Below are 19,115 nucleotides of genomic sequence, written 5' to 3' on the forward strand. Positions count from 1 at the left end.
TGAAGCTCAGCGACCAACAGCGACTGAGTCTCTCGGGCACTGACCCTCGGCGTGTCGCGCGTGTCAGGACTGCCGAGGAACTGCTTCCGTTCCCTGAATCCGGTCGCTTGGGTCGCTTCGGTAGCTCCCATGGCTCCGGTCGCCGCCCGGCTGGGATGGTTTTGATCCGTTATGAACAGTTCTGGCTGGCGCGCCGCCTGCCGAGGGTCGCCTTTTCGTTCAGGAGTTCCTGCCGTGGGTCGCTTGGGTCGCTTCGATCGCTGAGTCGCTGCCGTGGGGGTACGGCGCCGTCGCCCAGGTGACGCCCCAACCGCGGCAGCTACCCAGCTACCCAGCGACCGAAGATCCGGGCCAGCCCCTCTCCTGGACCGCGGACCCCGAGCTACCGACGGACCCGAGCGACCGAAGCGACCCAAGCGACTCTGGGACCGACATGCTGCTGCAACCCTCGGTCGTCCCCGCGAGGTCGTCCGTGTCCTGGCCCGAGGAGGGATCCCGTGCCCCCGGCGAGGTGGGCAGCGACCGACGGCTCCGAGCGCGGATTACCGCGCTGACCAGTGGAGTTGACCTTCCGGGATATCCCGGTTGTTGGCTGTCGTAGGGGGTCTGTAGTCTGACGCGGCCATCAGGCGATCATCGGACTTTAAGACCATGGGGGGTTGGTGTCCCACCGCCGTCTCATCGCGACCGCAGTGTCCGTCGCTGCCGGAATCGCGTTTCTGCCGGGCCAGGCGTTCGCCGCCGGTCCGGCCCAGCCGGATGTACCGCGCGCCGTGGAGGCTCCGACCCTGATCGGGTCCGAGCCGGCCGCGCCCAAGATCTTCACCAGCCCGGCGGAGAAGTCGTACCGGGTGCAGAACCAGGCCGCCCCGCAGGCCGCCACCACCGGTACCGCCGCCCCGAAGAACGCGACGGCCCCGAAGAACGCCGCCGCCCCGTCGGCCGAGGCGGCCCCGCAGTCCACCGGCAAGACGATCTACGCCATCACCGCCTCGACCTGCACCGCCGACACCGGCACCGGTGCGCAGGCCACGCCGTTCTGCAGCCTGCAGCACGCCGTCGACGCGGCCACGCCCGGTGACACCATCCAGGTGGCGGGCAAGATCGAGGGCGGGAACCCGGCGCGCTCGCCGGAATCGGTGGTCATCCGGACCTCCGGACTCACCATCGTCGGCGGCGACAACATCCCGCAGGTGTCCTCGGTGGGCGACAAGCCCACGCTGACCCTGGACGGCGTCAGCGACGTGACGGTCAGCCACCTCTACCTGGACGCGTACACCGGGTCGGGCACCATCGCGGTCAAGGGCTCCAGCCGGATCACCCTCGACTCCAACCACCTCTGGGCCGGCAACGACAAGAGCATCGGCGTCACCATCGACGGCGCCTCCAGCGATGTCGCGGTGACCCGGACGCACGTCTCCCCGGCCCCGACGGTGTCCAACACGGCCATCACCGTCGCCGCCGGCGCGAAGAACGTCACGCTGGCCGGCAACCTGCTGGCCGCCTCGGGCATCGCCGCCACCGGGGTGCAGGGCCTGAACGTCACCGGCAACACCATCCAGCGCGGCTGCCTCCCGGCGGTCGCCGTGGACGGTGCCGCCACGGCGGTGTCGGTCCAGAACAACCTCCTGGTGGAGTCCACCGACGCGGCCGCCTGCGACTCCGGCGCGCCGGCCGTGACGGTGTCCGCCGACGCGGCCGCGGGGACCACCTCCGACTACAACGACTTCTACTCCGCCGTCGCCAACGGCGCCGGACCCTACCGCTGGGCCGGCACCGCGTACCCGACGCTCGCCGCGTTCAAGGCCGCCCAGGCGCAGGCGGCCAAGCCCCAGGGAGCCCACGACACGGTGGAGGCGGTGGCGCCGCAGGTCGTCGGCAACGGCTACGACTTCGGCGTGGCGTACGCCCTGCAGCCCGGAGCCACCGCGATCGGCGCGGCCAACCCGAGCGCCCCCGGCGCGCTGACCACCGACTACTTCGGCAGCGGCCCGATGACCGACCGGGGCGCGGTCAAGTTCCAGAGCACCAACCCCGGCTTCGCCATGGCCCTGACGGCGAAGAACACCAGCGCGTACGGCATCTCGCTGGCCGTGGACGTGACCACCAAGCCCGTCGCCCAGGACCTGTACGTCAACTGGGGCGACGGCAGCACCGACATCGTGAACTTCGCCGGCGACAAGCCGGTGCAGTCGACGCTGAACCACGTCTACAAGACGCTGGGCAGCTACACCGTCACCGCCACCGACTACGACCACAGCGGCAACACCGTCCGCAACACGGTCGACGTCACCACCGTCGGCTCGCAGTACACCGCCTACGGGCCCAAGCGGCTGCTGGACACCCGCGACGGCACCGGCGCGGCCCAGGCCGCCCAGGTCCCGGCGTACGGCACCGTGCGGGTGAAGGTCGGCGGCAACGGCGGCATCCCCACCGGCGTCACCGCCGTGGTCCTGAACGTGACCGTCACCAACCCGGTGACGCCGGGCCACATCGACGCCTACCCGGACGGCGGCGCCCAGCCGACCACCTCCAACGTCAACTACCAGGCCGGGCAGACCGTCCCGAACCTGGTGACCGTGCCGGTCGGCGCGAACGGCTACGTCGACCTGTACAACGGCGGCTGGGGCGCGGTCGACGTGATCGCCGACGTCACCGGTTACTTCACCCAGTCCAACGCCGCCGGCTACAACCCGGTCGGGCCGACCCGCCTGGTCGACACCCGTACCGGTATCGGTGCGCCGGCCGGCCAGGTCGGCGCCTACAGCGCCGTCCCGGTGCAGATCGCCAACGCCGCCCCGGGGATTCCCGGCGCCGGCATCTCCGCGGTCGCCCTCAACGTCACCGTGACCAACCCGCGCAGCGACGGCCACCTGACCGTCTACCCGAGCGGCCAGCCGCTGCCCACCGCCTCGAACGTGAACTTCACCGCCGGGCAGACCGTCGCCAACGCGGTCATCGTCCCGGTCGGCGCGGACGGCCGGATCCAGGTGTTCAACGGCGCCTGGGCCGCCGCCGACGTGATCGTCGACGTGGTCGGCTACTACTACGCGGGCTCCGGCGCCGCCTACATGCCGGTCATCCCGGAGCGCCTGGTCGACACCCGCGACGCCAGCTGGGGCGGTTCGCTGCCGGGCCGCAACTACCTGCCCCTGCACATGACGAACCGCACGGACATCCCGGCGTTCGTCTTCAACACCACCGTCACCAACACCGCCGATGCCGGCCACCTGTCGGTCGCCCCGGACCCCAACACCTGGGACGCCTACCAGAACGGCTACGCCCAGCCCGCGGCGGCACCGAACGTCTCCACCCTGAACTGGCGCCGCGGCGACACCGTCCCCAACCTGGCCCAGGCCACCCCGGGCAACGGCATCGTCGACCTCTTCAACGAGAGCGACGGTTCGACCGACCTGATCGTGGACATCTTCGGCTACTACCAGCTCGGCTGACCCCACGTCAGGAAACCTGCTGAACCGAGGTCCCCGGAGCGATCACCGCCCCGGGGACCTCGTCGTTCACCGCACGCACCGCCACGGCGGGCGGCGGCGCTCAGCGCTCAGCACACAGCACGCAGCGAATTTTCCGCGGAAAATCGGCCGCGTCACCAGCCGAAGGTGTGGCCGTCGCCCTTGCAGCCGGTGCAGACGCCGTCGCCGCCGCAGGTGTCGCACTTACGGGGGGCGGCGAAGCCGTCGCGTTCGCCGGTTCCGTGGCAGGCGCGGCACTCGCCGTCGCCGTCGCAGGACTTGCACATGGGCATGGGGTGGGTCCTTCCTACCAGTGGGGTGGTTCTGCCGGTCGGGGCCGCCGTCGTCCGTGCGGCGGCGGCCCCGGGGTGTGGGGTCGGGGTCAGGCGCCGGGCGGGCTGACGAAGCCGCTGACGTCCTTGTGGTTGACCACGACCTCGGAGGGCTTGAGGTCTTCGCGGAGCGTGACCTTGTCGCTGTAGTTGCCGTCGACGGTGTCGACGGTGCCGTTCGGGTGGACGGCCACGACGACGCCCACGTGGCCCGGGGTGTGGCCGTCGGGCTCGCCGTAGATCATGAGGTCGCCCGGCTTGGGGGTGTAGCCGCCGAGGCGGTGGAACAGGCCCCGCTCGACGCCCCACTTGCCGATGCCGCGCGCCGCCAGGGTGTCGTCCGGCACGCCCTTGACGCCGGCCTTGTGCCACACCCACTCGGCGAAGGCCGCGCACCAGGACGTCTCCTGGCAGGAGCCGTGGCCGACCTTGGTGTACTCGAAGTACTTGTTGCAGGCGTGGCTGTCCTCAGGCTCGCCGCCCTTGCGGGTGACCTCGCCGCGGGCCACGGAGACGATCTTGTTGCGCAGCGCCGAGGAGGCCTGGGCGGAGGAGGCCGGCGCGACGGCCTCCTCCAGCGGCTGCGCCGCCACCTGCCCGGCGGCGGTGCTGCGGGTGTCCGCGTGGGCACTGGCGCCGGTGGCGCCGGTGGCGGCGGAGGTGAGCGCGGTGGCGGCGAGCAGGGCGGCCACCAGGGTGCGGCGGGAGAGTTTCACGGAAGATCACTCCTTTGTGTTCCAGGTCACCCCGCGGTCGTTCGCTTCGATACAGTCGGCGGGCATGCCAGAGCTGCGGGCGAGCAGGCCGGGGCGGGGCGAAGGCTGGGAGTCGACGGGCCGGATCGGCGCCGTGGTCTCATCGTGCCGAGCGCTGACGGTGCGTCACCAGGGTTGTCGGCAGGGCAAACGTCCCACCGGTCTCCCACCGCCGTCCCACCACCCGCCCAAGCCTCTGACCTGCGGGAACGGCTGGGCGGTGGGAGAGCGGTGGGAGAAGACGGCGTGCACGACGAGCCGGACGGCGCGGGACCGGACGGGGCGGAGGAGTCAGAGGACCCGAGGAGGCTGCTCGTCCGGGCGCTGAACGACAGGTTCAAGGAGTCCAGCCTGTCGATGGAGCGGGTCGCGGCGAAGCTGAAGGACAGCCTCGGGCGCTCCGGGGTGGAGGGGCTGAGCAAGTCGTCCGTCAGTCGCTATCTGCACCTCGAACGCACCGACCTGCCCGACCTCAGCGTCCTGGCGGAGCTCGCCCGGATCTTCGGCGCGGACGCGGAGGAGCTGGCGCGGTGGCAGGCGTGGCGTCAACAGGCGAAGCTCGCCGCCGAGCGGGCGGTGCAGCAGAGGCGCGCCGAGCGGAGGGTGGGCGGGGAGGCTCCGGCTGTGGGGGAGCTGGTCCTGTACGCGCCGGCGGTACGGGCGGGGGCGGAGGCTCCGGAGGTGCAGGCCGGGGCGGACGAGGTGGCCGGGGGGCGTCCACGATCCCGCTGGCGGTACCTTGCGGCCTCGGTGGCCGTGCTCGGGGTGGTGGCGTTGGGTGCGGTGTGGGCGGGCCACCGTATTCCTCCTGCCTCCAACGGTTCTGATGCGGCGTCGGCCCCGGCCGTCGTCCCGCCGCCGCCCGAGCGCACTGCGTCGGCCACCGCGTCGGCCACCGCGTCGGCCACCGCGTCGGCCACTGCGTCGGCCGCCACGGCGACCGCCCCGGCCGCGCGCAGCACCGGCGGCTCGGCGAGCGGGGTGGAGGTGGGCCCGCTGGGGGAGGACAGCCGGTGTTCGGCGCCCATGGCCGGCCCATCGGGTGTACGGCTGCGGGCGTGCGCGATGGTCGAGCCGCACCGGGTGGTGTTCGCGCTCAAGGTGGACAACCCCACGGCATCGTCCGTGGAAGTCACCGTCAAGGTCGCCGCCTTCTGGACCTCGGCGCACCATGCCTGCGAACCCGGCCCGGCCGTCACCCACACCGTCGTCGCCGCCCGTACGGCGTTCACGACCGATCCGGCGCACTGCGTGACGGCGCGTCAGGAGGTGCCGGTGGCGTACCAGGGCGAGGCGTTCATCGCCGCCGGGGACGGGGAGGAGTGGGTCGGCCACCTGTACTCCCCGCGCGCCAACGTCTACCCGGGCGGGGAGACCCTGTGGAGGTGCGCCGGCGACGTGCCGTGCTGAGCCGCTGCGGGCAAGCGGCCGGGGTCGGCGGCCGCGCACCCTGAGCCACGGCAGCGCCGGCCGCTCCGGCATCCGTCCCGTGCGTTCAGTCCGTCCAGTCCGTCCAGTCCGTCCAGTCCGTCCCGTGCGTCCAGTCCGTCCTGTGCGTCGGACGGCGGCACTGCTGTGGCGCGGGCCAGCCGCCTCGCCGACTGTGGGCTGCGGACGGACCACCGTCCCCCGACCTCGCCGGCAAGGAGCCCGCCCATGGCCATCGTCACGACCGACCACCAGGTCCCGCACTTCTCGACCATCCCCGCAACGGCGGGCCAGAAGGTCGAGCTCTTCGTGCGGGAGCACGACGGCACGCCTCCCGGTCCGCCCGCGAACCGCAAGGTCGTCCTCATGCTGCACGGCAGGAGCATTCCGACGCTGGCGGCCTACGACCTGCAGCACACCTCGTACGGGTGGGCCGAAGCGCTCGCCCGGGCCGGGTACGACGTGTTCATGATGGACCTCCAGGGTTCGGGCCGGTCGCCGCGTCCCCGGATGGAGGACCCGTGCAACGTCGGCCCCAATGAGCAGGCTGCGGTCAACCCTCCGCTGTCGGGCCCGCGCACCGCGAGCTACCCCTTCGTGCTCACCAACTCCCAGAGCGACCAGGACGAGCTCGGCACCGTCGTCGACTTCATCCTCACCAACCGCAACGTGTCGACGGTCTCCTTCGTCGGCTGGTCGGCGGCCGCGTTCGCGATGGGGCCGTACGCGGTGAAGAACCCGGGGAAGGTGGAGAGCCTGTTCCTGCTCGCCCCGATCTTTCCGCCGGGGGGCCCGTCGAACCCGCCGACCCTGCCGGTGCCGGGCTTCCCCACCCACGTCCTCACCCTGAAGGGCTTCGACCAGGGCTGGATCAACGAGGTGCACTGTCCGGACCAGCGTGAGCCCGGCATCGTCGACGTCGTGTGGAGCGCCCTGATGGACATCGACTCCATCGGTCGCACCTGGGGACCGGTCGACCCGGCCACCGGGAAGCCCGTGGGCGTCAGCCGCTTCCGGAACTTCGTCTCCTGGGGCTGGAACAACACCACGGCGGGGCAGGGTGGCATCCTCGGCGGAAGCGTGCCCGTGCTGATCGTGCACGGCGAGTTCGACAAGACGGCCAACACGACACCGTCCAACCCCAACCCGGCGCTCGACTTCCACGTCCCCGCGCTCTACGACGCCATCACGGGGCCCCACAAGATCCTGGTCACGGCGAAGTGCGCCAGTCACCAGATGCCCTGGGAGGTGCAGCACAAGAACCTGCACAACCTCTCCAAGCACTGGCTCGACCAGGGCAAGGTCGACGGGCAGACGTCGGGCCGTTTCGTGATGGACGAGGACGGCAACATCACCCCGGCGCCGTGACACCGGGTGCCGTGACACCGGGCGACGGGCCCTTGCGGTGCCGCCGGGCTCCTGCGGTGCCGGGCCCTTGCGGTGCCGGGTCCTCTCTCGGCCGAGCAGGTCCGTACTAGGGTCGTGGCCTGGTGACGGGTTCTGCAGGGAGGGGGCTGGAGCGGATGACGACGATGGCGTTCGGGCTGCTCGGCCCCCTGACGGTTGCCGTTGACGGCGAGCCGCAGCCGCTGCCGCGGGCCACCGTGCTGCGCGGGCTGCTCGGGGCGCTGCTGCTGGCGGAGGGGGAGCGGTTGCCGGTCGGGCGGCTGCTGGAGCTGGTGTGGGCGGAGCAGGCGGACCGGATCGGCCGGGGCGCCGTGCACACCGGTATGTCGCGGTTGCGGGCCTGGCTCGCAGGGTTCGGGGATCCGGCGGTGGTGCTGGACTCGGACGTGCAGGGGTACCGGCTGCTGACCGGGCCGGAGGCGGTGGACCTCGGACGGTTCCGCCGGCTCGCCGCCGAGGGGGACCGGGCTGCGGCGGTCGCGCTGCGGCGCGGCCCGGTGCTGGCCGGGCTGGAGCGGTTGCACCGCGAGGACCCGCTGGTGACCTCCGTGGAGGGCGCGGTGCGCGGCGCGGCGTTGGCCCTGGCCCGGGACGCCCTGGCGGCCGACGCCCTGTCGGCCGGGGCGTCAGGAGGGACCGGAACGGCCACGGCCACGGCCTCGCGCACGGCTGCCGTTCCCGCGCTGGCGGCGCTCGCCGAGGACCACCCGTACGACGAGCCCGTGCACGCCGCCCTGCTGCAGCTGCTGGCGGCGGACGGCCGGGCGGCCGAGGCGCTGCGCCGCTTCCAGTCGCTGCGTCGCCGGCTCTCCGAGGAGCTCGGGATCGAGCCGGGGGAGCAGGTGCAGAGCGTCTTCCTCTCGCTGCTGGCCCACGACCGCGTCCGCGTCCGCGACCGCGACCGCGACCGCGACCGCGAGGGCGTCCGCGACCGCGAAGGCGTCCGCGCCGACCTCGGGCAGTTCCGGGTGCCCTCCCAACTCCCGCCGGACGTGCCGGACTTCACCGGTCGCGACGAGCAGGTACGGCTGATCCAGGAAGCCCTGACGGCAGGCCGGGTGCCGGTGATCGCCGGCATGGGCGGCATCGGGAAGACGGCGCTGGCCGTCCACACCGCCCACCGCGCCGCCGCCGACTACCCGGACGGCCGGCTGTACGCGGACCTGCGCGGGGTGGACGAGTCGCCCGCCGACCCGGCCCGCGTCCTGGCCGCCTTCCTGCGCGCCCTCGGCGCCGACCCCCGGGAGATCCCGGCCTCCCTGGACGAGCGCACCGCGCTGTACCGCACGCTGCTCGCCGGCCGTCGCACGCTCGTCCTGCTCGACAACGCCGCCGACGAACAGCAGCTCGGCCCGCTGCTCCCGGGCACTCCCTCCGACGGGGACCGCCGCCCCGCCGTCCTCGTCACCAGCCGCACCCCGCTCACCGCCCTGCCCGGCACCGCCCTCGTCGACCTGCACGAACTCGGCGCCGCCGACGCCCGCACCCTGCTGCGCCGCATCCTCGGCGACCACCGCGTCGCCGCCGAACCCATCGCCGCCGCCCGGATCGTGGAGCTGTGCGGCGGCATGCCGCTGGCCGTGCGCATCGCCGGGGCCCGCCTGGCCGCCCGGCCGCGCTGGACGCTGGCCCGGCTCGCGAACCTGCTGCACGACGAACGGCGGCGCCTCGACGAACTGGCAGCCGGGAACCTGGCCGTACGGGCCGGCTTCGCCGTCGGCTACAACCGGCTGTCCGAGCCGACCCGCCGCACGTTCCGGCTGCTCGGCCTGCTCGACGCCCCCGACTTCGCGCCGTGGGCCGCGGCGGCGATCGCCGACATCCCCCTGCAACAGGCCGAACGCCAACTGGAGGAACTGCTCGACGCCCAACTCCTCCAGGAGTCCGGCACCGAGCCGCACCTGCGTTACCGCTTCCACGACCTCGTCCGGCTGTACGCACGCGAGCACGCCGAGGCCGCCGACGAACCGGCCGTACGCACCGCAGCCCTCGAACGGGCCTTCGGCGCCTGGCTCCGGCTGGCCGAGCAGGCGGCCGACCAGGTGCCCGGCCCCTGCTTCGCGCCGATCCACGGCGACGCACCGCGCCACCCGCTGCCGTCCGCCGTCACGGCGGCGCTGCTGGACGACCCGATGGCCTGGTTCGACGCCGAGCAGCCGGCCCTGAACGCGAGCGCCCGACAGGCCGCCGCGCTGCGCATGGTGCCCCTGGCCTGGGAACTCGCCGCCGCCCAGGAGAAGTACTGCGACGCGCGCGGCCTGTACGACGACTGGCGCACCACGCACCTGACCGTCCTCCAGGCCTGCCGGGCGGCCGGCGACGCGCTGGGTGCGGCCGTCCTCACCCGCGGCCTCATCGAGGTGACGACCTGGACCACGCCGGTCGATGACCTCCATGAGAACGTCGACGACCTCCGGGAGAAGCGCGAGTCCCATCAGACCGCAGACCCGGTGGACGGCAGCCAGACGATGGTCGCCCTGGAGGGCCGCGCGCGGCACCTGCAACGCCAGTTCGAGCAGGTACGGGAACCGCGCGGCACCGCCGACGCCCTCGTCCTGACCGCCTGGAGCCTGGTCGCCCAGGGCCGGGAGCAGGAAGCGCTGGACGCGGCGCACCGCGCCCTGGACCTCGCCACCGTCCACGACCACCCGGGCGGCCAGGCCCGGGCGCACCAGATCATCGCCGTCGCCTACGGCGAGACCGACCTCGACCGCACCATCGAGCACCTGACCGAGACCCTGCGGCTGGCCCGGCTCATCGGCAACACCCGCTTCGAGGCGACCGCGATCCAGTTCCTGGGCGCCGCCCACGGCCGGGCCGGCCAGCCGCAGCGGGCGGACGAACTGCTCACCCGCTCCCTCGCCATGGCCCGCTGCCTCGACGACCGCTACGTGGAAGCGTTCTCGCTGCTCTACCTGGCCACCCTGTACGCGGCCACCGGGGACGGCCGCGCCCGCGAGACGGCCGAAGCCGCGCTCGTCATCGCCCGGCGCTTCGACCTCGGCCACCACCTCGCCCAGGCCCTCGGCATCCTCGGCGAGCTGGACCTGGCGGCGGGCGACCACGCCTCGGCCCTCGCCCACCTGGAGGAGTCCGTCCTGGTGTGGCGCGCGCGTGGGTGGCGCTCCTTCCTCGCCGGGGCGCTGCGCGCGCTCGGCCGGGCGTACGAGGCCGCCGGCCTGCCGGAGTCGGCGGCGCGCGTCCTCGCGGAGGCGGGCGAGCTGGGCGACAGCGCCGTCAGCGGGCCGGGCTCCGGTTCAGGTTCAGGTTCCGGCTCAGGCACCGGTACCGGTGATGCGCCGCCGTACGGCAGCTGACGGTGGCACCCCCACCCCTGATACGAGCCTCACCGCCCACCGCCCGTTCGGTAAGAGTTCGGTAAGCGATCGGTAAGACGCCCCTGCCTAGGCTCGCCCCCACGGCACAGGACAGGCGCACCCGACCCCCTAGCCGGTCGACCCGCGCCCCGTCCACACCCGCCCCACCCGGGGGCTACCGGTCGGGTCCGCGCAGGGGACGGACCCGGCCGGAGCTGTGGGGGAATTCCGGGTGAGTCCGGCCCAACCCGGCCAAGCGCGGGAGTTCATCGCCCATCAGGCCGGTGGAGTGGTCTACAAGCCGCTGTGGAACACCCCGTACGAGGTGGACGGCCAGGCGCAACAGGTGTGGGTGCGGGCGGATGAGGCCCCGAAGCGTGAACCGGCCCGCCACCCGACCATCGGCGGTAACCAGATGAGCCGGCCAGAAGCAGGTGAGCCTTGGCAAGGCCCACCGGGTCTACGCCGGCCGCGCCGGCCGCATCACGGCCGTTCACAGGCCGTGAGCTCGTTCGGGGCTGGTGACACGGTCGTCAACGGCACCCGCTGTGCCCGGCTGCTACCGCGGGCCCGGGTCGCCACCGCTGGTGGGCGGTTCGGGCAGCCAGTCGCGGGTCGGGTCGTACTCCAGCCAGCGGCTTCGCCCCGCTTCCTCGGCGCAGGCGGCGGCGAGGTCGGTCAGCCCCGGGTGCCCGTTCCCGGAGCGCCACAGCAGTGACCAGGCGTACAGCGGCGTGGGTTCGACCAGGGGGACGGAACGCAGTCCGGGGACCGGCGGCAGTGGCACGTCGGCCGGCACCAGGGAGAAGCGTCGCGGCTCCTCCGCCACCTCGGCGAGGAAGTGGGAGAGCCCCAGGTTGACGCCGGTGGCCCGGTTGCGGATGCCGAAGCGGTCGGCGAACCGGTGGAGGAAGTCGAGCCGGTCCAGCGGACCGGGCGCCCAGAGCACGCTGTCGCACAACTGGTCCGGCCGCAGGGCCGGTTCGGCGGCGAGCGGGTGGTCCGCACTCAGGACGGCGTCCACCGGTTCGAGGCGGACCAGGCGGTGGGTCAGCCCGGCGGGCAGCGGAGGGTGGACCCGGCCGAAGGCCGCGTCGATGTCGCCACGCAGCAGTGCCGTCGTCACCGACGGCAGATCGCGCCCGTGGCCCAGCACCAACTCGCCTGCTCGTCCCGCGACTTGGGCCAGCGTCCGCATCGGCGCATAGAGGTGCCCCCAGACGTCCGCGCGCAGCGGGCGCCGCTGCCCGGACATCGCCGCCACTGCCGCGACCGCCGCGTCGGCGGCGGCCACGGTCTGCCGGGCCGGCGGGAGGAAGCGCTGCCCGGCCTCGGTGAGGTGCACCCCGGTGCGGGTGCCGCTGTCGCCGTTCCCGCCGCTGCTGCCGTTCCCGCTGCTGCCGCCGTTGCCTTTGCCGCCGCTGCCGCGGTGGAACAGCTCGGTGCCGAGCAGGGACTCCAGTCGGGCGATCCGCTTGGACAGCGCCTGCTGGGTGATGCCGAGGGTGTCCGCCGCTCGCCCGAAGTGCAGCTCCTCGGCAGTGCGCACGAAGGCACGTACCTGCGCCACGTCGAGATCCATGGCCGCCACCATAGTTGACAACCGATGGTTGTCGGTCTTGCTCGTCCGTTGTTGGATCACCTGGGCAGCCGCGGAGTTGCATGCTCCCCATGCAAAGACTGATTCCCACGGGGGACGCCGCCCGCCCGGTCGCCTTCGTCGAGGCCCCCCAGCCCGTGCCGGAGCCCGGCGAGGCACTGGTCAAGGTCGAGGCCTTCGCCCCGAACCGGGGCGAAACGTTCCTGCTCGAAACCCCCCGGCCGGGGCTGCTGCCCGGCAAGGACATCGCGGGCCTCGTCGTCCAGGCGGCAGCCGACGGAACCGGCCCGGGCATCGGCACCCGCGTGGTCGGGCATCCGGCGCTGGGCGGCTGGGCCGAGTACGCGGCCGTGCCCACGCACTCGCTCGCGGTGCTCCCGGACAGCGTCGACACCGTACGGGCCGCGTCCCTGCCGCTGGCCGGGATCACCGCCCTGCGGCTGCTGCGTACGGCCGGTTCCCTGGCAGGGCGACGGGTGCTGCTGACCGGCGCCTCGGGCGGTGTCGGCCATTTCGTCACCGAGCTGGCCGTGGGCGCCGGCGCCGAACTGACCGCGGTCACGGCCACGGCGGCGCGCGGCGTCCGGCTCGCGGAGCTGGGCGCGACGGTGGTGCACGAGGTCGCGGCGGCCGAGGGGCCGTTCGACGTCGTGCTGGAGTCCACGGGTGGGCCGAACCTGCCGGTCGCCCTGGCGAAGCTGCGCCCGGGCGGCCTGCTCGTCTGGTTCGGACAGGCCAGCCGCACCCCGGTGTCCCTCGACTTCTTCGACATCCTCGGCGGGCCCGAGCGCGCCACGATCCAGCACTTCCACTACGCCGGCGCCCCGTACGGCTCCGACCTCGCGGCCCTGGTGAGCCTCGTGGAACAGGGCCGGCTCCACCCGGAGATCGGCCGCACCACCCACTGGGCGGAGACCGCCGACACCCTGGTCGACCTGCGGGAGCGCCGGATCCGCGGCAAGGCCGTCCTGCTGACGGGAGAAGCACGTTGACCACCACCGAGTTCCCTGCTGCTGACTTCGCCGCAGCCCAGTGGACCCGCGCCACCGGCGCCGGCGTGGACCCGCACGAGTACCGGCGCGTCACCGACGGCCTCGCGAGCGTCGCCGACTGGGGCCGTCCCTCCACCGCACCGCACAGGACCACCTCCGGCGCGCGGAGGACGCGGGGTCACCCCGCTCGGCCCTCACCCTGCTGGAGCCCGGTGCGCGGCGGGTGAGCGGCGAGGGTTTCACCGGCCGGCTGCGCGGCCCCGCCGACGCGCCGGCGACCGTGGTCGTCGTCCCCGGCCTGGACTCGGCCAAGGAGGAGTTCCTCGACCTGACGTCCGCACTGCTGGCCAGGGGGCTGGCGGTGTTCGCGATGGATGGCCCCGAGCAGGGCGTGCTCGCGGCCACCTCGACCTTCGTGCCGGACTACGAGCGCGTCGTGGGACGGGTCGTCGACGCCCTCGGCGTCGCCCGCATCGGGCTCGTCGGCATGAGCCTGGGCGGCTACTTCGCGGCCAGGGCCGCGGCGCTGGAGCCGCGCGTGGCGGCGGCCGCCACCGTCAGCGGGCCCTTCCGCCTCGACTGGGAGCAACTGCCCCCGCCGGTACGCGACATCATGGCCCGCCGCACCGGAGGAACCGACGCCGCCCGCGCGTTCGCCCCGCCTCGTTGTGCTGTCGTGCCGCGGCAGGTTCAAGCCGCCAGCGCCGCCTGGTCGTCGCACCTGACGACGCCCCGTCGGCTGCCGGCGTGGAGGCCCCGCGCCCGCTCGTGCCCGCTCGTGCGCCGGGTGCGGGCCTGCGGCTGCTGCTTTGCCGCTCCTTGGGATTCGCCCCCGACGTCTTGACGAACCCATGACACTGACGGACCATCATGCTGGCGCGCGCCTCACCTCCTCCACTGCTCCGCCCCCACGGACCCCCACAGGAGGACAGTCATGCGACTGCCCCGCCGAGGGAAGCCCGCTGCGGCCACGGCCGTCCTGCTGGCTCTCGCCCTCGCCACGCCGATCACCGCCCGGGCCGCCTCCCCTGACCGTCAGTCGGCGCCTGCCCCCGCATCCGCCGCCGCATCCGCCGCCGACAGTGCGCAGCAGTACCGGCTCGACGGCCCCCGTACCGTTGCCGAGCGCACCGCCGTCGCCGCCACCGGCGCCTCCGTCGACGCCGTGCTGCCCGACGCGGTGGTGGTCACCGCCACCCCCGCCGAGGCCGCCCGGCTGCGGGCGCTCGGCTGGTCGCCGGTCGCGCTGCCCGGGCCGACGTACGGTGCCCAGGCCGGCGAACAGGCGGACGCCCAGGGCGTCGGAGCGGCGGTGGACGACTTCCCGCAGGCCGACTCCGGCTACCACAACTACGCCGAGGCCAGCGCCGACATCGACGCCGTGGTCGCCGCGCATCCGGACATCATGAGCAAGCGCGTCATCGGCACCTCCTACGAGGGCCGGCCGATCGTCGCCGTGAAGATCAGCGACAACGTCAACACGGACGAGGACGAGCCGGAGGTGCTGTTCACCGCCCACCAGCACGCCCGGGAGCACCTCACCGTCGAGATGGCGCTCTACCTGCTGCACGAGTTCGGCGACAAGTACGCCACCGACTCCCGCATCGCCAACGCCGTCAACAGCCGCGAGATCTGGGTGATCCCCGACCTCAACCCGGACGGCGGCGAATACGACATCGCCACCGGCCGCTACCGCAGCTGGCGCAAGGACCGCCAGCCGAACCCCGGCAGCAGGAACGTCGGCACCGACCTCAACCGCAACTGGAACTACAAGTGGGGCTGCTGCGGCGGCTCCTCCGGTTCCACCTCCAGCGAGACCTACCGGGGCAGCGCCCCGGAGTCCGCCAAGGAGACCAAGGTCGTCGCCGACTTCGTCCGCAGCCGGGTCGTCGGCGGCAAGCAGCAGATCACCGCCGCCATCGACTTCCACACCTACAGCGAACTGGTGCTCTGGCCGTTCGGCTGGACCACCTCCGAGACCGCCCCCGGCATGACCGCCGACGAGTACAACACCTTCGCCACCCTCGGCCGCAGCATGGCCGCCACCAACGGCTACACCCCCGAGCAGTCCAGCGAGCTCTACATCACCGACGGCGCGATCGACGACTGGCTGTGGGGCTCCCAGCGCGTCTTCGCCTACACCTTCGAGATGTACCCCGGCCCGAACGGCAGTGACGGCTTCTACCCGCCCGACGAGGTGATCGGCCGCGAGACCAGCCGCAACCGCGAAGCGGTGCTGCGCCTGGTGGAGACGGCCGACTGCGTCTACCGGGCGATCGGCAAGCAGCAGCAGTACTGCGGCATCCCGGCCTGACCACGTCCCCGTCAGGCCGGTTCGAGCAGGCCGGTTCGAGCAGGCCGCTTCGAGCAGGCTGGTTCGTCGACCCTTCACGGCCTCGGTCTCCCATGCCCGGATGCACAGCAGGCGTCTCAGCTCTCGGCGGGGCGGCCGGCCGGTCTGCTTGTCGGGAATCGGATCGCCACCAACGGGGTTGGTGGGGGCTGAGCCGTTTATCGGAGGGGTCATGCGAGCGATTCAGGTGTACGAAGTGGGCGGTCCCGAGGTGCTGCAGGAGGCCGAGGTGGACCAGCCGCGGCCGGGTCCGGGCGAGGCGGTCGTGGAGGTCGCCGCATCCGGGGTCAACTTCCTCGACGTCTACCACCGCGAAGGCCGGTACAGCCTCCCGCTGCCCTTCACCCCGGGCGCTGAGGGCGCCGGCACGGTCGTCGAAGTCGGACCCGGCGTCACTGACGTCGCAGTCGGGGACCGGGTCGGTTGGGTGGAGATTCCCGGCACGTATGCCGAGCGGGCCGTCGTGGACTCCTCCCGGCTGGTGCCGCTGCCCGACGACATCGGCTTCGAGACAGCCGCCGCCGTGCTCCTCCAAGGCATGACCGCGCACTATCTCGTCAAGGACGCCTACCCGGTTCAGGGGGGCGACACGGTGCTCGTGCATGCGGCTGCTGGTGGCATGGGGCTGCTTTTGACCCAGCTCATCACCCATCTCGGCGGCAGGGTGATCGGCACGACGTCCACCCCGGCGAAGGCCGAGCTGGCGAAGCGTGCCGGGGCCGCCGAGGTGATCCTTTCCTCCGCAGTCGACGATCTCGCAGCCGAGGTGAGGCGGCTCAACGGCGGTCAGGGACTGCCGGTTGTCTTCGACGGCGTCGGCGCGCACACCTTCGATGCGAGCCTCGCCAGCCTGCGAACCCGCGGCCATCTCGTGCTCTTCGGCGCGGCAAGTGGTGCCGTGCCGCCGTTCGATCCGATTCGGCTCGCCCACGGCGGTTCGCTGACCCTGATCCGGCCCAGCCTCGGGGACTTCATCGCCGATCGGTCCGAACTGCTCCGACGGGCCGCCGATGTGTTCGAGTGGGTGCGCTCCAAGGCGCTTGAGGTCACCGTAACGGGCCGCTACGCATTGTCCGAGGCAGCCCAGGCCCACAGCGATCTGCAGGCTCGGCGTACCACCGGCAAGCTGCTCGTCGTACCCGATGCGGCCGCTATCGGACGCCGCGAGGAGACGCAGAGCTGATCGCGGGTGACGAGGTCGGGGATCTTGGAGACCGAGATGTCGAGGGCATGGCTGACCGTCATCGCCAAGATCCCCGACTGTGAGGATGGGGCGGCACCGCTCGAAGCCCAGCGGAGGACCTTCCTGCCGGTGTAGCCCGAAGCACGGCGGTTCCTGGAGGATGGCGGTCAGGACGGTCGGCACGGCCCGGCGGGGGAGTGGGGAACGGGGATGACGGTGGCGGGGATGCCGTTGGAGGCGCTGGACGCGGTGGCGTGGGACACGCTCACGACCGCGCATCCGGTTCACCCGACCGGGGACATCCCGCGCACCCTGCGCCGGATCACCCTGGCGGGTGCGGAGGCGACGGCGGAGGACTGCTACCCGCTCTACGCCCTCGCCACGCCGGACGGCGGCCCGACGCCGTCGGCAGCGGCGGCCGCCCTTCCGTTCGTCATCGCCCTCGCCGCCGACCCGGCCATGGGTGCTCGCCTCGAACTCGTCGAACTCCTGACGGCCATCCAGGCGCCGGCCCTGTCGGAGGAGGACTGGAGCGGAGCGCGGGCGCTGCTCGCGGACCCGGACCCGGCGGTGCGGCGGGCCGCGCTCCCGCTCGCGCAGCCCCTCGCGGACGGGATCGCGGGCCTGCTGCAGCGATGGCGGGCGGAGACGGACCCGACGGTGCGGCCCGCGCTGCTGCTCGCCCTCGGCGAGGCGGCGGCCGCGGGGTCCGGCCGGGAGGACGACGCCACCGCCGTACGCGCCGTACTCGCCGAGGTACTGGACGGCGATGACCCGGTGCTGTGGGTCGCGGCCGTCCACGCCTCGGCGGCACTCGACCGGGACCTCCCGGTCCGCCGGCTGGACCGGCTGATCGAGGTGTTCGCCGACCCCGCCGTACGGCCGCGGTTCGAAGCGGTTTGGTACACCCCGGCCGTCGACGGCCCGTGGACCCGCGAGGACGTGGTCCGCTCCACCGGGTGGCTCCTCGCGCACGATCACGACGCCGAACTCCGCTTCGCCGTAAGGCTGATCGAGACGGCCGAGGCGATCGAGACGGCCGAGGCGATCGAGGCGGCCGAGGCGGCCGGGCGCACCGGCGACGCCGCGCTGTGCCAGGAGGCGCTGGACCTGGGGTGGCGCCTGCTCACCGCGCGGCGCTCGACCGACGTGGAAGGCACCCTGCTCCCGCTCGCCGGCGGGCTGCTGACCGACCCGGACGCCGGCGTGCGGCTGCGCGCCGCGAACATCCTCGCGGTGCTCGGCCCGGCGGCAGCCCCGTACGCCGACCGACTCGCCGACCTGCTGGACGACGAAGGCACCGACGCGTACCTCGACGGAACGGTCGGTGCGATCGCCCGCTGGGCACTGACCCGGATCGGCGACCCGCGCGCCCTGCCGGGCCTGGTCGAGCAGCTGCGCGCGCAGGAGGAGGAGCAGGGCCGCGGCTACAGCGTCGGCGACCCGAGGCGGCCGGAGGTCAAGGAGGTGCTGATCCCCCTGCGGGCGCACGCCGACGCCCTGCTGCCCGCCGTACGGGAGGCGATCCGGCAGGGCGGGCCCCGGGGCAGTGTCACCCGCACCTTCCTCGAAGTGCTGCAGGCCTGGGGCGAGGACGCGTTGCCGGCCCTGCCCGAACTCCTGCCGCTGCTCGCCGACCCGTGGACCTCGCTCCACGCGCTCGACGTGCTGCAGGCGATGGGCCCCGCCGCTGCCGCTGCGGCCGAACCGGCCCTGCGCACCTGCCGGGTACCGGAGGGCCACCAGTACGCGCTCGACGCGACCGCCGTGCGCCTCGGTGCGGACCGCGCGACGGCCCTGCGGTTCTTCGGCGACGCCGTCCTCGCGGCGGAGGCACCCGGGTACGGGCCGATCGGTGCCCTGGCCGACTTCGGCCTGGACGCGGCGCCCTACGCGGACCGGGTGCGTTCCGCGATGGAGAGCAGCACCAACTGGCCCCGGCTCACGGCCGCGATCACGCTGTGGGCGATCACGGGCCGCGCCGAACCGAGCATGCGGGTGCTGGAGGAGTTCATCCTTCCGATCGCCGACGACGGCGACCGCTTCGACTTCTTCCGCGAAGCGCTGCACGCCGTCGTACGGATGGGCGAGTTCGGTCCGGCGATCCGGGCCGCGCTGCTGACGATCCGACAGTCCGACCGCCGCCTGTCCGCGGACGGCGGCTACCCGATGGTCCTCCACGACCAGGAGCTGCGGGCGCTGGTCGACCAGGCGCTCGCCGCCGAGGCGCCCACCGGGGAGGGGTGAGCACCCGGAGGCTCGCCGGCGGCACACCCCC

Annotated in this window: 11 protein-coding genes and 1 pseudogene; 9 read left to right on the top strand and 3 right to left on the bottom strand. The window is 73.2% G+C overall.

Annotated elements, in window-relative coordinates; translation table 11 throughout:
* Positions 1-773 precede the first annotated feature (773 nt).
* Entirely contained in the window at positions 774-3,452 is a 2,679-nt protein-coding gene (locus BX285_RS32990; RefSeq protein ID WP_121179295.1) for a hypothetical protein, read from the top strand.
* 152 nt (positions 3,453-3,604) lie between these two features.
* On the opposite strand, the gene BX285_RS37670 is transcribed toward BX285_RS32990, so the two are convergent.
* On the bottom strand, positions 3,605-3,763 hold the full coding sequence (locus BX285_RS37670) for a hypothetical protein (RefSeq protein WP_179853105.1): 159 nt from the start codon (positions 3,761-3,763) through the stop codon (positions 3,605-3,607).
* Positions 3,764-3,852: 89 nt separating this feature from the next.
* Positions 3,853-4,518: a CHAP domain-containing protein gene (locus tag BX285_RS33000; RefSeq protein ID WP_121179296.1), complete on the bottom strand. Its 666-nt coding sequence runs from the start codon at positions 4,516-4,518 to the stop codon at positions 3,853-3,855.
* A 285-nt stretch (positions 4,519-4,803) separates the two neighbouring features.
* On the opposite strand from BX285_RS33000, the gene BX285_RS37675 reads away from it, so the two are divergent.
* The 3 genes from BX285_RS37675 (at position 4,804) to BX285_RS33025 (ending at position 10,709) form a co-directional block, all read left to right on the top strand.
* Complete coding sequence (locus tag BX285_RS37675; RefSeq protein WP_183107313.1) at positions 4,804-5,967, top strand: helix-turn-helix transcriptional regulator; 1,164 nt, start codon at positions 4,804-4,806, stop codon at positions 5,965-5,967.
* Positions 5,968-6,213: 246 nt separating this feature from the next.
* The gene (locus BX285_RS33020) at positions 6,214-7,353 is read left to right on the top strand and encodes an alpha/beta fold hydrolase (RefSeq protein ID WP_183107314.1); all 1,140 of its coding nucleotides are present in this window, start codon (positions 6,214-6,216) and stop codon (positions 7,351-7,353) included.
* A 155-nt stretch (positions 7,354-7,508) separates the two neighbouring features.
* The gene (locus BX285_RS33025) at positions 7,509-10,709 is read left to right on the top strand and encodes a BTAD domain-containing putative transcriptional regulator (RefSeq protein WP_121179299.1); all 3,201 of its coding nucleotides are present in this window, start codon (positions 7,509-7,511) and stop codon (positions 10,707-10,709) included.
* A 559-nt stretch (positions 10,710-11,268) separates the two neighbouring features.
* On the opposite strand, the gene BX285_RS33030 is transcribed toward BX285_RS33025, so the two are convergent.
* Positions 11,269-12,291, bottom strand: coding sequence for a LysR family transcriptional regulator (locus BX285_RS33030; RefSeq protein ID WP_121179561.1), 1,023 nt, complete (start codon positions 12,289-12,291; stop codon positions 11,269-11,271).
* An 89-nt stretch (positions 12,292-12,380) separates the two neighbouring features.
* Here BX285_RS33030 and BX285_RS33035 point away from each other — a divergent pair, with 89 nt between their 5' ends.
* The 5 genes and pseudogenes from BX285_RS33035 (at position 12,381) to BX285_RS33055 (ending at position 19,084) form a co-directional block, all read left to right on the top strand.
* Positions 12,381-13,301, top strand: coding sequence for a zinc-binding dehydrogenase (locus BX285_RS33035; protein WP_121179300.1), 921 nt, complete (start codon positions 12,381-12,383; stop codon positions 13,299-13,301).
* A pseudogene (locus tag BX285_RS39650) lies at positions 13,298-13,959 on the top strand (alpha/beta hydrolase); the annotation flags it as partial. The gene BX285_RS33035 and the pseudogene BX285_RS39650, both read left to right, overlap by 4 nt.
* A 276-nt stretch (positions 13,960-14,235) precedes the next feature.
* Positions 14,236-15,615 (top strand): M14 family metallopeptidase, encoded by a 1,380-nt coding sequence (locus tag BX285_RS33045; RefSeq protein WP_121179301.1) that lies wholly within the window; start codon positions 14,236-14,238, stop codon positions 15,613-15,615.
* Positions 15,616-15,826: 211 nt separating this feature from the next.
* The gene (locus BX285_RS33050) at positions 15,827-16,837 is read left to right on the top strand and encodes a quinone oxidoreductase (RefSeq protein WP_121179302.1); all 1,011 of its coding nucleotides are present in this window, start codon (positions 15,827-15,829) and stop codon (positions 16,835-16,837) included.
* 210 nt (positions 16,838-17,047) lie between these two features.
* Positions 17,048-19,084: a HEAT repeat domain-containing protein gene (locus BX285_RS33055; protein WP_121179303.1), complete on the top strand. Its 2,037-nt coding sequence runs from the start codon at positions 17,048-17,050 to the stop codon at positions 19,082-19,084.
* The last annotated feature ends 31 nt before the right edge of the window (positions 19,085-19,115 follow it).

The sequence above is a fragment of the Streptomyces sp. 1114.5 genome, assembly GCF_003635085.1.
Classification (GTDB): Bacteria; Actinomycetota; Actinomycetes; order Streptomycetales; family Streptomycetaceae; genus Kitasatospora.